Source organism: Pseudomonas sp. F007 (assembly GCF_057814275.1).
Map to the genome: position 1 here is coordinate 34,776 of NZ_JBVATA010000005.1, position 13,956 is coordinate 48,731.

The 13,956-nt window shown below is 62.4% G+C and carries 9 protein-coding genes; 3 read left to right on the top strand and 6 right to left on the bottom strand.

Going from position 1 to position 13,956, the window contains the following annotated elements; all coding sequences use genetic code 11:
- Positions 1-170: 170 nt before the first annotated feature.
- The 4 genes from ACZYR5_RS13145 to ACZYR5_RS13160 all read right to left on the bottom strand — a co-directional run bounded on the left by ACZYR5_RS13145 (position 171) and on the right by ACZYR5_RS13160 (position 4,003).
- Positions 171-1,499, bottom strand: coding sequence for an MFS transporter (locus tag ACZYR5_RS13145; protein ID WP_489090402.1), 1,329 nt, complete (start codon positions 1,497-1,499; stop codon positions 171-173).
- Positions 1,500-1,565: 66 nt separating this feature from the next.
- Positions 1,566-2,759, bottom strand: a complete 1,194-nt coding sequence (lhgO, locus tag ACZYR5_RS13150) for an L-2-hydroxyglutarate oxidase (RefSeq protein ID WP_489090403.1) — start codon at positions 2,757-2,759, stop codon at positions 1,566-1,568.
- 104 nt (positions 2,760-2,863) lie between these two features.
- Positions 2,864-3,574 (bottom strand): FadR/GntR family transcriptional regulator, encoded by a 711-nt coding sequence (locus ACZYR5_RS13155; protein ID WP_489090404.1) that lies wholly within the window; start codon positions 3,572-3,574, stop codon positions 2,864-2,866.
- A gap of 75 nt (positions 3,575-3,649) precedes the next feature.
- Complete coding sequence (locus ACZYR5_RS13160) at positions 3,650-4,003, bottom strand: hypothetical protein (RefSeq protein ID WP_489090405.1); 354 nt, start codon at positions 4,001-4,003, stop codon at positions 3,650-3,652.
- A gap of 295 nt (positions 4,004-4,298) precedes the next feature.
- Here ACZYR5_RS13160 and ACZYR5_RS13165 point away from each other — a divergent pair, with 295 nt between their 5' ends.
- The gene (locus ACZYR5_RS13165; RefSeq protein ID WP_489090406.1) at positions 4,299-5,681 is read left to right on the top strand and encodes a hypothetical protein; all 1,383 of its coding nucleotides are present in this window, start codon (positions 4,299-4,301) and stop codon (positions 5,679-5,681) included.
- 457 nt (positions 5,682-6,138) lie between these two features.
- A complete protein-coding gene (locus tag ACZYR5_RS13170; protein WP_489090407.1) occupies positions 6,139-11,034 on the top strand; it encodes an NAD-glutamate dehydrogenase in 4,896 nt (1,631 codons plus the stop codon).
- 301 nt (positions 11,035-11,335) lie between these two features.
- Here ACZYR5_RS13170 and ACZYR5_RS13175 read toward each other — a convergent pair whose 3' ends face one another.
- Positions 11,336-11,749 (bottom strand): cupin domain-containing protein, encoded by a 414-nt coding sequence (locus ACZYR5_RS13175; RefSeq protein WP_489090408.1) that lies wholly within the window; start codon positions 11,747-11,749, stop codon positions 11,336-11,338.
- Between the two features lie 133 nt (positions 11,750-11,882).
- Positions 11,883-13,316: a MocR-like pyridoxine biosynthesis transcription factor PdxR gene (gene pdxR / locus ACZYR5_RS13180; RefSeq protein ID WP_489090409.1), complete on the bottom strand. Its 1,434-nt coding sequence runs from the start codon at positions 13,314-13,316 to the stop codon at positions 11,883-11,885.
- 117 nt (positions 13,317-13,433) lie between these two features.
- Here pdxR and ACZYR5_RS13185 point away from each other — a divergent pair, with 117 nt between their 5' ends.
- Entirely contained in the window at positions 13,434-13,955 is a 522-nt protein-coding gene (locus ACZYR5_RS13185) for a GNAT family N-acetyltransferase (RefSeq protein ID WP_489090410.1), read from the top strand.
- Position 13,956: the final 1 nt, after the last annotated feature.

Below are 13,956 nucleotides of genomic sequence, written 5' to 3' on the forward strand. Positions count from 1 at the left end.
GTTCCTGGAAGAGGGCCGGGCTGTCTTGCCGCAACGCGCCCGGTCGGGGGCTGCTACTTTAATCCATCCGGGCCCTCGGCGACTAACGGCACCGGGCAAAATCTGCAAATAAACGCCATTGCGGCGGTTGGCGGGAGTCCATGGGCAGGCTCCCGCGCAGGTGCGGCGGGTCAGTTCTTGAAGCTGGAGTGCTTGCGGCCCTGGTCAAAGAACGCGAACACCACCACCAGCACGCCGGAAATCAACAGGATCAGGCCCACGCCATCGGTGGAGTGGGTCGCCGAATTGGCCACCAGCGCCAAGCCTCCCAACGGCGCCAGGCCACCGGCAATCGCCGTGCCGATTTCGCGCCCGGTGCCGAAGCCCGAAGAGCGGGTCTGGGTCGGGAACTGGCGGCTCAAGAACGACCCCTGGGGTGCGAACATCATCGGCGCGAGAATCCCGGTGCCGATGGCGATGGCCAGGTAAATCATCATTGGCTCGCCGGTGTTCAGCAGGCTCAGGAACGGGTAGGCGAAGACCGCCGACAGCAGGCCGCCGAGCATCAGCACCTGCTTGCTGCTCCATTTGTCACACAGCCAGCCGAAGCACGGCACGGCAACAATCGCCACCAGGCTGGCGATGGTCACCGACAGCGAGGTGACATGGGCTTCGACGCCCTTGAACTGGGTCAGGTAGGCCAGGGAGAAGGTCTTGAAGATGTAGCTCAGGGCGTTGTAGCCGATGGCGACGAACAGCACCACGGCCAGGCCCTTGAGGTCATTTTTGAAGAGCAATTTGAGCGGCGATACCTGGGGTTTCTCCGGGGTGCTGTCGAGTTTCTCGAACTGCGGGGTTTCCGGGATGCTGCGGCGCACCCACAGGCCGACACCCACCAGCACGATGCTGCAGATGAACGGGATGCGCCAACCGCCGGCCAGCAGGAAATCGTTGCCGTTCATGGTCAGGGCGTAAACGGTCAGCGACGACAGCAACAGGCCGAGGTTCAGCCCCAGCGCCGGCCAGGCACCCTGGCTGCCGCGCTTGCCCTCACTGGCGTGCTCGTAGGAGGTCACCGCCGCGCCGGACAGTTCGGCGCCAGCGCCGAGGCCCTGGATGATCCGCACGAAGACCAGAATGATCGGCGCCCAGATGCCGATCGAGGCATAGCTGGGGATCAGGCCGATCAAGGTGGTGCACACGCCCATCATGCAGAAGGTGATCACCAGCACCTGTTTGCGGCCGAAGCGGTCACCCAGGTAGCCGAACAGAATGCCGCCGAACGGACGGGCGATAAAACCGATGGCGAAGGTCGAGAAGGCCAGCAGCGAGGCAACGGCAGGGTTGCTGGGGTCGAAGAAGATCTTCGAGAACACGATCGCCGCCATGGTCGCGTACAGGTAGAAGTCGTACCACTCCAGCATCGAGCCGAAGATCGTCGCCGCCGCGACCTTGCGCAGGCGTTTGTGTTTTTGTTGCGGGGTTTCGTGGGCGGTCGGAGCCGCGTGATGTACCGACATCAGAGAGTTCCTTGTAGGTCTTTGTAGTTATTTTCAAGTGGGTGTCGGGCACCCGTGCAGCAGGGTTCAGCGGGCGTTGAAGATCCTCTGGGCAATCATCTGGCCGATGGGAATGGCCGAGGTCGCGGCCGGCGAGGGGGCGTTGCAGACGTGGACCATGCGTGGGGTTTCGGCGAACAGAAAGTCGTGGACCAGGGTGCCGTCGCGCATCACCGCCTGGGCGCGGATCCCGGCCTCGTACGGCAGCAGGTCCTCGACTTCCAGTGACGGGCAGTACTTGCGGCACTGTTCGAGGTAGCCGCGCTTGAACAGCGAGTTTTTCATTTCGCTGGTGCCGGAACCGAGGTTGTTCCAGAGGGTTTTCCAGAAGCCGGGGAAGCGCGCGTACTCGGCGACGTCGCGCCAGTTGATCGAGAATTTGTTGTAGTTCTCCCGGCCCAGGCCCAGTACCGCATTGGGGCCGACGGTGACGCTGCCATCAATCATCCGCGTCAGGTGCACGCCGAGAAACGGCAGCTCCGGGTCGGGAATCGGGTAGATCAGGTGGTTGACGATCTGGTTCTTGCTGGCGGGCAGGCGGAAGTATTCGCCGCGAAACGGAATGATCTGGTGATCAATCTTGACCCCGGCCATGGCCGCCAGGCGATCGGACTGCAGGCCGGCGCAGGCCACCAGTTGCCGGGCCTGCCAGACGCGGTCGTGGCTGCTGATGGTGACCTGGTCGGCGCTTTCCTGGATCGCGGTGATGGTGGTCTGCAGGCAGATCTCGCCGCCGGCGGCTTCGATGACCCGGGCCATGGCCTGGCACACCTGTTTGTAGTCGACTATCCCGGTGGCATCGAGGAACAGGCCGCCGAGACCGACGATGTTCGGTTCGCGGCGGCGCAACTCAGTGGCGTCCAGTTGTTCGACCTTCAGGCCGTTCTGCTTCGAGCGCTCATACAGGGCATGCATGCGCTCGACTTCCAGCGGCGTCGAGGCCACCAGCAGCTTGCCGCAGACTTCGAACTTGATCTTGTGTTCGGTGCAGAAGTCCTTGGTGGCCTGGGCGCCACGCTTGCACAGGTCGGCCTTGAGGCTGCCCGGCGCGTAGTAGATGCCGGCATGGATCACGCCGCTGTTGTGCCCGGTCTGATGCCGGGCGAGGACATTTTCCTTCTCCAGGATCAGCAGCGACGCGCCAGGCTGGCGCTCCAGCAGGGCCATGGCGGTGGCGAGGCCGACGATGCCGCCGCCGATGATGCAGTAGTCGTAGATCATGCAGGTGTCACCTTGGATTGCGTGGCAGAGAGTCTGCTTATCAGGTTGTCAGACAAAGTATTCCAAACAAAAGCGCCGGCAAGCGGCGCCTGTGATGCGGTGTTTCAGTCGATGCTGGGCAGGTCGATTTTCAAGCGCAGGGCCGCGGCCCGCAGGTGTGCTTCAGCGCAGGCAGCGGCTTGTTGACGGTCGCCACGGGCGATGGCTTCGTAGAGTGCCTGGTGTTCGCGCCCGGCATCGGCGGAGCCGCCCACCGAGTGCGCTGCGGAGTTTTCCCAGGCGGTGCGGCGTGCCTCGGCCAGTTGCCCGCGCAGAAAGTCGTGGAAGGCAACGAAGTAGTCATTCTTGCTGGCGTCGGCAATGGCCCGGTGAAACTCGACGTCGGCCAATGCTGCGGCGGCGAAATCACTGCGACGCTCATGCATTTCCTGCAGGGCAGTGCGCATGCGCAGCAGGTCCGCCTCGTCACGGCGCTGAGCCGCGATGGACGCGGCCTGGGTCTCGATCCACAGGCGCATTTCGAACATCTGCACCAGGTCCGGTGTACGGCCCTTGGTGCTGGGGAAGCGGAACACGCTGCCGTTGGGATTTTGCGAGATGAACGAACCCAGGCCCCGCCGGCTGATGAGGATGCCATCGGCCTTGAGCTGCGCCACGGCCTCGCGCACCACGGAGCGGCTGACGTTGAGTTGCTCGGTCAGTTGTTGCTCGGTAGGCAGGCGCGATTCGGCGGTCAGGCGTCCGGATTCGATTTCTTCGCGGATAGCGTTGACCACGCGTTCGACCAGGGTGTCGGGGCGTTGTAGCTGCAGCATGGGGTGGGTGGCTCGCAAGTCAGGTTGTCAGACAATGCCCGTGGGCTGATGGCTTGTCAAGAATTCAGCGTGGGCTCACAGCTCGCTGACGTAGGTGCCAGTGCCCTTGAGGATGGTCTGCAGGGTTAGTTCGACTTCCGCCAGGTCGGCGGGTGCGGTGCTGTGGAGAATCTCAAGGTGATCGGCGCCATTCAGTGCATCGGCGTCGGCGGCGGCGATTTCCAGCAGCAGGCGGGTAGCGCTGAAGGTGACCTTGACGCCGTCCAGGGTCGAAGGCTCGCCGTCGAGGGTGATCTCCAGTGCGTCTTCGTCCGGGTAGCGGGTCATCAGGAACATCTCGCCCTGATTGGTGTGGCAGCAGAGCATGGCCAGGTTGTCTTCTTCGTCGTCGCAGGGGTTGGCGATCAGGTGGGCGGTGGTCATTTTCATCGAGGGGGTCCTGGTGCGGGGCGGGCAAAGGGGGATTTTGCCAGCCTCGAGCTTTTTTTGCTGCGCTGGTTTTTCCAGAGTTGGAGATCGACGAGCGACTATGTAGGTCTTTTCCGAAGGGAGTGGGTATCAGCGATCAGCGATATTTCCGCACGGTCGGTAGGAGAAAAGGAGGGCGTAGGAAAATCATGGAGTTCGGCACTTATTGATTGTTTTTCAGTGGTTTTTGCCTCTATTTTCTCGGCTCCCCTGTCAAGGACGAAGGGGGGCTCCGATTGAATAAGGAACCTCTGTAATGAATCAATATTTCGAACTGTTGGCCGAAGTCAGGCACCTCGATGAAGACGCTATCGAAGACCTTTACCAGCGCTATCTGGCCGGCGAGAAAACCAGCGACCTGCTGGTCGAGTACAAGATCCCGGCGACGGTGCGCAGCCTGCTCAAGGTCTTGCCGCCATTGCTCAGCAAAGACTTGAAATGCCCCTACTGCGACCTGCCGATGTGGGCCAGGCGCCACGCCCGCGGCACCCCGGCCTCTCAACGGCCGACCTACCAATGCGTGCGCTGCGAGCATCGCCATCTGCCGCTCGGACACTACGGCAGACGCAGTTCGTGCAAATGCACCCGTTGCTACCAGGCCCACCAGCAGGAGCTGGCTGCCCAGGCCGGGCGTGATCGTGAAGCGCTGCTCAAGCATTACCCGCTGGATGGCCAGCCAGTTGCCTACGCCCGTCTGGGTTTCGTGCAGAAGTTGACGTTGCTGGCCTTGCTCGAAGGGGGAGAGCCTGCCTGTGACAGTATCGCGCCCCTGGACGCGCCGACGCGCAACGAACCACTGGCCAGCAGTGCCGAAAGTGCCGAAGACTTGCTGCGCAGCCTCTACGAGAGCGGGATTCTGCGAGTGGATGCCAGCTCGGATATCAAGGCCTTTGAACGGACGGCCGACTACCGCATCCAGCATTACGGCGCCGTGCGCTGGCAGCCCAATCTGGCGCTTGCAGCGGGGTCGTCCAGTACCTGTGAGGCGCTTTACCAGGCGCTCTATCAGGATTTGTCCGGCAGTGTGGCGCACGCCTGCAAGGCAGAACTGCACGGCTTGCTGTTCAGTCTGGCCCGCGCCGAATCCCTGAGCTATATCCGGGTACTGGCCAGCGAAGTGGATTTTCACTTCAGCGCCGAGCACAAGGCCGAATGGGTGTTGGGGCAGCTCTTGCAGGACTTTTCTGTCAGCGAAATCCACTATTTCGCCAAGCTGGCGGTAAAAAATGCCGTGCATTTTTATGCAACCGGCAACGCCAAGGGCAAAAGCCACGCCGTCAATACCATTCCCAACCGGATGTTGAATACGGCGCAGCGTGCCCTGGAAGAAGGCTGGCGCAAACCTGTCAGCCGCGATGCCCGGGTTCCCCGCTCGGCGTTGCACCGACTGCTGTATGACGTGGTGCTCAAGGACAGCAGTGCCGGCTACACCAAAGCCCCGGGGCGTTACTGGAAAGAAGAACTGCTGCCACGTTTTTTCTCCCTCGCCAACGAGGACGAGTCAGGGATGGTGTTGTTCTGTCGCGAGTGCGACTCGACCAATGTCGATCTGCGGATGGACAAGGTGCAGGTGGAAACCCTGTGTTACGACTGCGGCACCTTGAGCCGGTATCAGGCGTTTTATGAGCTGATCGATTGATGCTGTGGTGGGTGACGGGCGGTGGCTCCTGACTCAAATGTCAGAAAATATGTCGTGAACGCTTGCCGGTAAACCGGTCACTTCCAGTACGCAAGCCCGGAAAACCTGCCCATAAAGCCGCCGTTTTCACCTGCGCCTGCTAGTGTTGTTCGATGCAGCGGCGCGCAGCAGCGTACCGATGACCGAATATGTCGCAGCGTCGCAAGCACGGGCCTTGCCGCTCTCGTTAAGCTGCGCAACGGATGGACACCTGTAAAGGCATTGCCCGCTGACGGGCAGTCGTTTTTGCAGATGCCCATCGTGACACGTGAATGTGACGCGAACGCCGCGTCCAGCTTCACCCACCTGTCACCCTGTCGACCTCTGCCCGAGTTTCAGGACCAGGGTGACGCAGCGCCCCGCAAGGGGTTTTGCACGCGAGCTTCCATCAATAACAAGCCCTAGCGGAGTACCACAGATGGCGTTCTTCACCGCAGCCAGCAAAGCCGACTTCCAGCACCAACTGCAAGCGGCACTGGCGCAGCACATCAGTGAACAGGCACTGCCACAAGTGGCGCTGTTCGCTGAACAATTCTTCGGCATTATTTCCCTTGATGAACTGACTCAGCGCCGGTTGTCCGACCTCGCCGGCTGCACGCTTTCCGCCTGGCGCCTGCTTGAGCGCTTTGATCATGCGCAACCGCAAGTGCGCGTCTACAACCCCGACTACGAGCGCCACGGCTGGCAGTCGACCCACACCGCGGTCGAAGTCCTGCACCATGACCTGCCGTTCCTGGTCGACTCGGTCCGCACCGAGCTGAACCGCCGCGGCTACAGCATCCACACCCTGCAGACCACCGTGCTCAGCGTGCGTCGCGGGGCCAAGGGCGAGTTGCTGGAAATCCTGCCCAAAGGCACCCAGGGCGAAGGCATTCTGCAAGAATCGCTGATGTACCTGGAAATCGACCGCTGCGCCAACGCTGCCGAACTCAACGTGTTGAGCAAGGAACTGGAGCAGGTGCTGGGTGAAGTGCGCGTTGCCGTAGCCGATTTCGAGCCGATGAAGGCCAAGGTGCAGGCGCTGATCGACAGCGTCGACAACAGCCAGTTCGCCATCGCCGCTTACGAGAAGGGCGAGATCAAGAGCTTCCTCGAGTGGCTGGTGGGCAATCACTTCACCTTCCTCGGCTACGAAGAATTTGTGGTCCGTGAAGACCAGGCCGGCGGTCATATCGAATATGACCAGGATTCCTTCCTCGGCCTGACCAAGCTGTTGCGCGCCGGCCTCACCGCCGAAGACCTGCGCATCGAAGACTACGCGGTGAACTACCTGCGCGAAGCGACCCCGCTGTCGTTCGCCAAGGCCGCCCACCCAAGCCGTGTGCACCGTCCGGCGTACCCTGACTACGTGTCGATCCGCCAGATCGATGCCGACGGCAAGGTGATCAAGGAATGCCGCTTCATGGGCCTGTACACCTCGTCGGTGTATGGCGAAAGCGTGCGCGTGATTCCGTACATCCGCCGCAAGGTCGAAGTGATCGAACAGCGCTCCGGCTTCCAGGCCAAGGCGCACCTGGGCAAGGAACTGGCCCAGGTCCTCGAAGTGCTGCCCCGTGACGACCTGTTCCAGACTCCGGTCGACGAGCTGTTCAGCACCGTGATGTCGATCGTGCAGATCCAGGAACGCAACAAGATTCGCGTATTCCTGCGCAAAGACCCGTACGGCCGTTTCTGCTACTGCCTGGCCTACGTGCCGCGCGACATCTATTCCACCGAAGTGCGGCAGAAGATCCAGCAAGTGTTGATGGATCGCCTGAAAGCCAGCGACTGCGAGTTCTGGACCTTCTTCTCCGAGTCGGTACTGGCCCGCGTGCAGTTGATCCTGCGTGTCGACCCGAAAAACCGCATCGACATCGATCCGCTGCTGCTGGAAAAAGAAGTGGTCCAGGCTTGCCGCAGTTGGCAGGACGACTACGCGGCGCTGACCGTCGAAAGCTTCGGCGAAGCCCACGGCACCAACGTGCTGGCGGACTTCCCGAAAGGCTTCCCGGCCGGTTACCGCGAGCGCTTTGCCGCGCATTCGGCGGTGGTCGACATGCAGCACCTGCTGAGCCTCAACGAAAAAAATCCGCTGGTGATGAGCTTCTACCAGCCGCTGGGCCAGGTCTCCGGCCAGCGTGAGCTGCACTGCAAGCTGTACCACGCCGACACGCCGCTGGCGCTGTCCGACGTCCTGCCGATCCTGGAAAACCTCGGCCTGCGCGTACTCGGTGAGTTCCCGTATCGCCTGCGTCACACCAGCGGCCGCGAGTTCTGGATTCACGATTTCGCCTTCACCGCTGCCGAAGGCCTGGACCTGGACATCCAGCAACTCAACGACACCCTGCAGGATGCGTTCGTGCACATCGTGCGCGGCGACGCCGAGAACGATGCGTTCAACCGCCTGGTGCTGACCGCCGGCCTGCCATGGCGCGACGTTGCGCTGCTGCGTGCCTATGCCCGCTACCTGAAGCAGATCCGCCTGGGCTTCGACCTCGGCTACATCGCCAGCACCCTGAATAACCACACCGATATCGCTCGCGAATTGACCCGGTTGTTCAAGACCCGTTTCTACCTGGCGCGCAAGCTGACCAGCGAAGACCTCGACGACAAGCAACTGCGTCTGGAGCAAGCGATCCTCAGCGCCCTGGACGACGTCCAGGTGCTCAACGAAGACCGCATCCTGCGTCGCTACCTGGACCTGATCAAGGCCACCCTGCGTACCAACTTCTACCAGACCGACGCCAACGGCCAGAACAAGTCGTACTTCAGCTTCAAGTTCAACCCGCACGCGATTCCGGAGCTGCCGAAGCCGGTGCCGAAGTTCGAAATCTTCGTCTACTCGCCGCGCGTCGAAGGCGTGCACCTGCGCTTCGGCAACGTTGCCCGTGGCGGCCTGCGCTGGTCCGACCGTGAAGAAGACTTCCGCACCGAAGTGCTGGGCCTGGTAAAAGCCCAGCAGGTGAAGAACTCGGTGATCGTGCCGGTGGGTGCGAAGGGCGGCTTCCTGCCGCGTCGCCTGCCACTGGGCGGCAGCCGTGACGAGATCGCGGCCGAGGGCATCGCCTGCTACCGCATCTTCATTTCCGGTCTGCTGGACATCACCGACAACCTGAAAGACGGCGCGCTGGTTCCGCCATTGAACGTGGTTCGCCACGACGATGACGACCCGTACCTGGTGGTGGCAGCGGACAAGGGCACCGCAACCTTCTCCGACATCGCCAACGGCATTGCCATCGACTACGGCTTCTGGCTGGGTGACGCCTTTGCGTCCGGTGGTTCGGCCGGTTACGACCACAAGAAAATGGGCATCACCGCCAAGGGTGCGTGGGTGGGCGTACAGCGTCACTTCCGCGAGCGCGGCATCAATGTCCAGGAAGACAGCATCACGGTAGTGGGCGTCGGCGACATGGCCGGCGACGTGTTCGGCAACGGCTTGCTGATGTCCGACAAGCTCAAGCTGGTCGCGGCCTTCAACCACCTGCACATCTTCATCGACCCGAACCCTGAGCCGGCATCGAGCTTCGCCGAGCGTCAGCGCCTGTTCGACCTGCCGCGTTCGGCCTGGTCGGACTACGACACCAGCATCATGTCCGAAGGCGGCGGGATCTTCTCCCGTAGCGCGAAAAGCATCGCGATTTCCCCGCAGATGAAAGAGCGCTTTGACATCCAGGCCGACAAGCTGACCCCGACCGAACTGCTGAATGCCTTGCTCAAGGCGCCGGTGGATCTGCTGTGGAACGGCGGTATCGGTACCTACGTCAAGGCCAGCACTGAAAGCCACGCCGATGTCGGCGACAAGGCCAACGATGCACTGCGTGTGAACGGCAACGAACTGCGCTGCAAGGTCGTGGGCGAGGGCGGCAACCTCGGTATGACCCAGCTCGGTCGTGTCGAATTCGGCCTCAACGGCGGCGGCTCCAACACCGACTTCATCGACAACGCCGGTGGCGTGGACTGCTCCGACCACGAAGTGAACATCAAGATCCTGCTCAACGAAGTGGTGCAGGCCGGTGACATGACCGACAAGCAGCGCAACCAGTTGCTGGCGAGCATGACCGACGAAGTCGGCGGCCTGGTGTTGGGCAACAACTACAAGCAGACCCAGGCCCTGTCCCTGGCAGCCCGTCGTGCCTACGCACGGATTGCCGAGTACAAGCGCCTGATGAACGACCTCGAAGGTCGCGGCAAGCTGGATCGCGCCATCGAGTTCCTGCCGGCCGAAGACGCCCTCAACGAGCGTGTTGCGGTAGGCCATGGTCTGACCCGTGCCGAGCTGTCGGTGCTGATCTCCTACAGCAAGATCGACCTCAAGGAGCAGCTGCTGGGCTCCCTGGTGCCGGATGACGACTACCTGACCCGCGACATGGAAACCGCTTTCCCGCCGACCCTGGTGAGCAAGTTCTCCGCCGCCATGCGCCGTCACCGTCTGAAGCGCGAGATCGTCAGCACCCAGATCGCCAACGACCTGGTCAACCACATGGGCATCACCTTCGTGCAGCGACTCAAAGAGTCGACCGGCATGACCCCGGCGAACGTGGCCGGCGCCTATGTGATCGTGCGTGACATCTTCCATCTCCCGCACTGGTTCCGTCAGATCGAAGCCCTGGACTACAAGGTGTCGGCTGACGTGCAACTGGAAATGATGGACGAGCTGATGCGTCTCGGTCGTCGCGCGACGCGCTGGTTCCTGCGCACCCGCCGCAACGAGCAGAACGCGGCCCGTGACGTCGCGCATTTCGGTCCGCACCTCAAGGAGTTGGGCCTCAAGCTCGACGAACTGCTGGAAGGCCCGACCCGCGAAGGCTGGCAGAAGCGTTATCAGGCGTACGTCGAAGCCGGTGTGCCGGAGTTGCTGGCGCGTATGGTGGCGGGTACCTCGCACCTGTACACCCTGCTGCCGGTGATCGAAGCCTCGGATGTGACCGGTCAGGATCCGGCCGAGGTGGCCAAGGCCTACTTCGCCGTCGGTGAGAAGCTGGACATTACCTGGTACCTGCAACAGATCAGCGCCTTGCCGGTGGAAAACAACTGGCAGGCCCTGGCCCGTGAAGCGTTCCGCGATGACGTCGACTGGCAACAGCGGGCGATCACCATCTCGGTCCTGCAGCAGGGCGATGGCAGCCAGGACGTGGAAGCGCGCCTGGCCCTGTGGATGGGTCAGCACGAAGCGATGCTCGAACGCTGGCGCGCCATGCTGGTGGAAATCCGTGCCGCCAGCGGCACCGACTACGCCATGTACGCGGTGGCCAACCGCGAACTGCTGGACCTGGCCCTGAGCGGCCAGGCGGTGGTCCCGGCCTCGGCTGCCGCCGAGCTGGAGCCGGCGGCCTGATCAGGCGCTGAATGAAAAAACCCGCATCGAGTGATGCGGGTTTTTTTTTGCAACTGCAGGAGCGACCGCAGATCTGTTGATCAACAACAAACTTTGTGGGAGCCAGCCTGCTGGCGAAGAAGTTGATGCGGTGTAGCTGGTGACCCCATCGCGACGGTGCGACGATTCGACAGGCCCGCTCCCACAGTGGATTTGTGTCGATCAAAACGGTTGTGGAGCATGCAAGTCCTGTAGGAGCCAGCTTGCTGGCGAAGAAGTTGATGCGGTATGGCTGATGGCCCAATCGCGAGCGAACTCGCTCCTACAGGGGGTTCAGAATCTGCTCATCCGGCGCCAGCACCATGAACACCAGCAGCTTCGCCGGTGCGCTGCTGCTGGCGTTTTTCGACACCAGATGCTCGGAGCCAGCCGGCTCGTACCAGTACTCGCCAGCCTTGTAGGTGATCGCTTCACCACCCTTGACCTGGGAAATGATCTGCCCGGACAGCACATAGGCCATGGCCGTGCCCTGATGCTTGTGGGCGATCGAGGCCTGGCCGGGTTGGTAGTCGACTTCGATCATCAGCGCCTTTTTACCGGGCGCATTGAGCAGCATCTGGTCCTGCAGCACCTTGACGGTTTCCGCCGGTGCGCCGCTGTCGTGGGCGAACACGGCTGTTGAAACCAGCAGGCTTAAAACGGTGAGGCCGGATGCGAACAGAGTATGGATTTTCATGGGGGGCACCTTCGGGCGGGTTGTGCTGAGTCAGGCCTTACGGTAAGCCCGATTGCCGATGCGACAAACAGCCAATCCCGAGGAAGGCGAGGAGACCAATGCGCGTTTTGAGATGGACAACACTTACCGGGTCTCAGGCGACGTGCAGGAGAATCTCGCGCAGGCGGTCGAGGGCGATGTCGATGTCCAGCGTCTCGATCGCACCAAAGCCCATCAGCAGCCCGTTGCGCGGAGCTTGTTGGTAGAAAAAGTCGTCGAGACCATACAGCCCGACTTCGACTTTTTTTGCCAGGTCGATGACCAGCGCCACGTCCACCTCGACCTTGAACAGCAGCACCAGGTGAAATCCGGCAGAGCTGGGAATCGCTTCGAGCCACGGCGACAGATCCGTGGCAACCCGGCTGAGAATCCTCTCGCGGCGTCCGGTATATACCGTGTGACAGCGACGAATGTGCCGCAGCAGGCAGCCCTGGCTGATGAACCTGGCCAGCGCCCACTGCGGCAGTGTCGAGGTGTGCAGGTCGGTCAACTGCTTGGCTCGCTGCACCGCTTCGAGGATCGCTGGCGGCAGGATCGCGTAGCCCAGGCGCAGCTCCGGCAGCAGGGTTTTCGAGAAGGTCGCGACATAGGCGACGAGCCCATGGCGGTCCATGCTTTGCAGGGAGTCGGTGGGGCGGCCTTCGTAGCGGAATTCGCTGTCGTAGTCATCCTCGATGATGATCGCCCCCAGCGCATGGGCCCGCTCCAGCAGCGCCTCACGGCGTGCCTGACTCATGGCCAGGCCAAGCGGAAACTGATGCGAGGGGGTGACGTAGATCAGCCGCGTGCCCTCGGGAATCTGCTCGACCTGGATCCCATGCTCATCCACCGGCACCCCGACCACCTCGGCGCCGTGGGAGGCGAACAACAGGCGCGCCGGCGGATAACCCGGGTCTTCCATGGCCACCCGGCAGCCGGGCTCGATCAGCACCCGGGCGATCAGGTCCAGCGCTTGCTGGGCGCCGTTGCACACCACCACATCAGTGTCCTCGCAGACCACGCCCCGAGAAAACGCGATGTGCCCGGCGATCGCGCTGCGCAGCGCTGGCAAACCCGCCGGCTCGCTGTAGAAACCCTTGGCACCGGCCATCTGGCGCAGGGCAAACGCGGTGCAGCGGCGCCATTCGTCCTGGGGAAACAGGCCTTTGGTGGTGGCGCCGCCTATGAACTCGTAGCGCAACGAACCTTGCAGGCTGGGATGGCGCAGGAACACCGGCAGGTTGCGCCAGCGCTCGACGGTCTCGGTGCTCGCCAGTTGCGAGTGATGCTGCTTGCGCACGCTGCCCGGCGGACGCGCATTGACGAAAGTGCCCTTGCCGATCATGCCGGTCAGGTAGGTGTCGTAGGTCAACAGCGCGTAGGTGTCGGAAACGGTCTTGCGCGACACCCCCAATTGCTCCGCCAGCAGGCGGCTGGGGGGCAGCTGGGTGCCAGCCGCCAACCGGCCCGACTCGATGGCTTCGCGCAGTTGCCGGTACAGCTGGCCGGCAAGGTCCTTGCGGCCGTTGATCACAACATGGAGTTCCAAGGTCGCCAGTTCCTGTGCCGATGGGAGGCGTCAGATTACTCCAGTGCTCGTCGTGTATCGACAACGCGCGCCACGGGTTAGACTCGGATGCCCAATCGCCATCAAGGAAGAGCGTCCATGGCCGCACACGAGCCGAGCATCATCATCGAGCGTTTCGCCGAAACCCACGTCGAAGGCGTGACCGCCCTCTACAACGATCCCGCCGTGGCCCGGCAGGTCCTGCAAATGCCGTTTCAGTCCAGCGCCGTGTGGCGCAAACGCCTGGCCCCGGACAACGAACACGCGGTGCAACTGGTGGCGCTGCACCAGGGACAAGTCATCGGCAACATCGGCCTGGAGCAAATCAGCCGGATCCGTCGCAGCCACTGCGCCCACATCGGCATGGGCGTGGCGCAGGCGTGGCAAGGCCAGGGGCTGGGCTCGCGGCTGTTGGCGACAGTGCTGGACCTGGCAGACAACTGGATGAACGTAAGCCGCGTTGAATTGACGGTGTACGCGGATAACCAGGCGGCGATTGCCCTGTACCGCAAATTCGGCTTCGAGACGGAAGGGCTGTTGCGCCAATATGCGGTGCGTGATGGACGGCATGTCGACGCCTTGGCCATGGCGCGTTTGCGCCACGGTTCAGAAGCGGGTTGAG

What these genes read in the sequence shown, in the direction of transcription:
- ACZYR5_RS13165 (WP_489090406.1), top strand. Translation starts at nt 4,299, where the DNA reads ATGAATCAATATTTCGAACTGTTGGCCGAAGTCAGGCACCTCGATGAA.
- ACZYR5_RS13185 (WP_489090410.1), top strand. Translation starts at nt 13,434, where the DNA reads ATGGCCGCACACGAGCCGAGCATCATCATCGAGCGTTTCGCCGAAACC.
- lhgO (WP_489090403.1), bottom strand. Translation starts at nt 2,759, where the DNA reads ATGATCTACGACTACTGCATCATCGGCGGCGGCATCGTCGGCCTCGCC.
- ACZYR5_RS13145 (WP_489090402.1), bottom strand. Translation starts at nt 1,499, where the DNA reads ATGTCGGTACATCACGCGGCTCCGACCGCCCACGAAACCCCGCAACAA.
- ACZYR5_RS13160 (WP_489090405.1), bottom strand. Translation starts at nt 4,003, where the DNA reads ATGAAAATGACCACCGCCCACCTGATCGCCAACCCCTGCGACGACGAA.
- ACZYR5_RS13155 (WP_489090404.1), bottom strand. Translation starts at nt 3,574, where the DNA reads ATGCTGCAGCTACAACGCCCCGACACCCTGGTCGAACGCGTGGTCAAC.
- ACZYR5_RS13170 (WP_489090407.1), top strand. Translation starts at nt 6,139, where the DNA reads ATGGCGTTCTTCACCGCAGCCAGCAAAGCCGACTTCCAGCACCAACTG.
- ACZYR5_RS13175 (WP_489090408.1), bottom strand. Translation starts at nt 11,749, where the DNA reads ATGAAAATCCATACTCTGTTCGCATCCGGCCTCACCGTTTTAAGCCTG.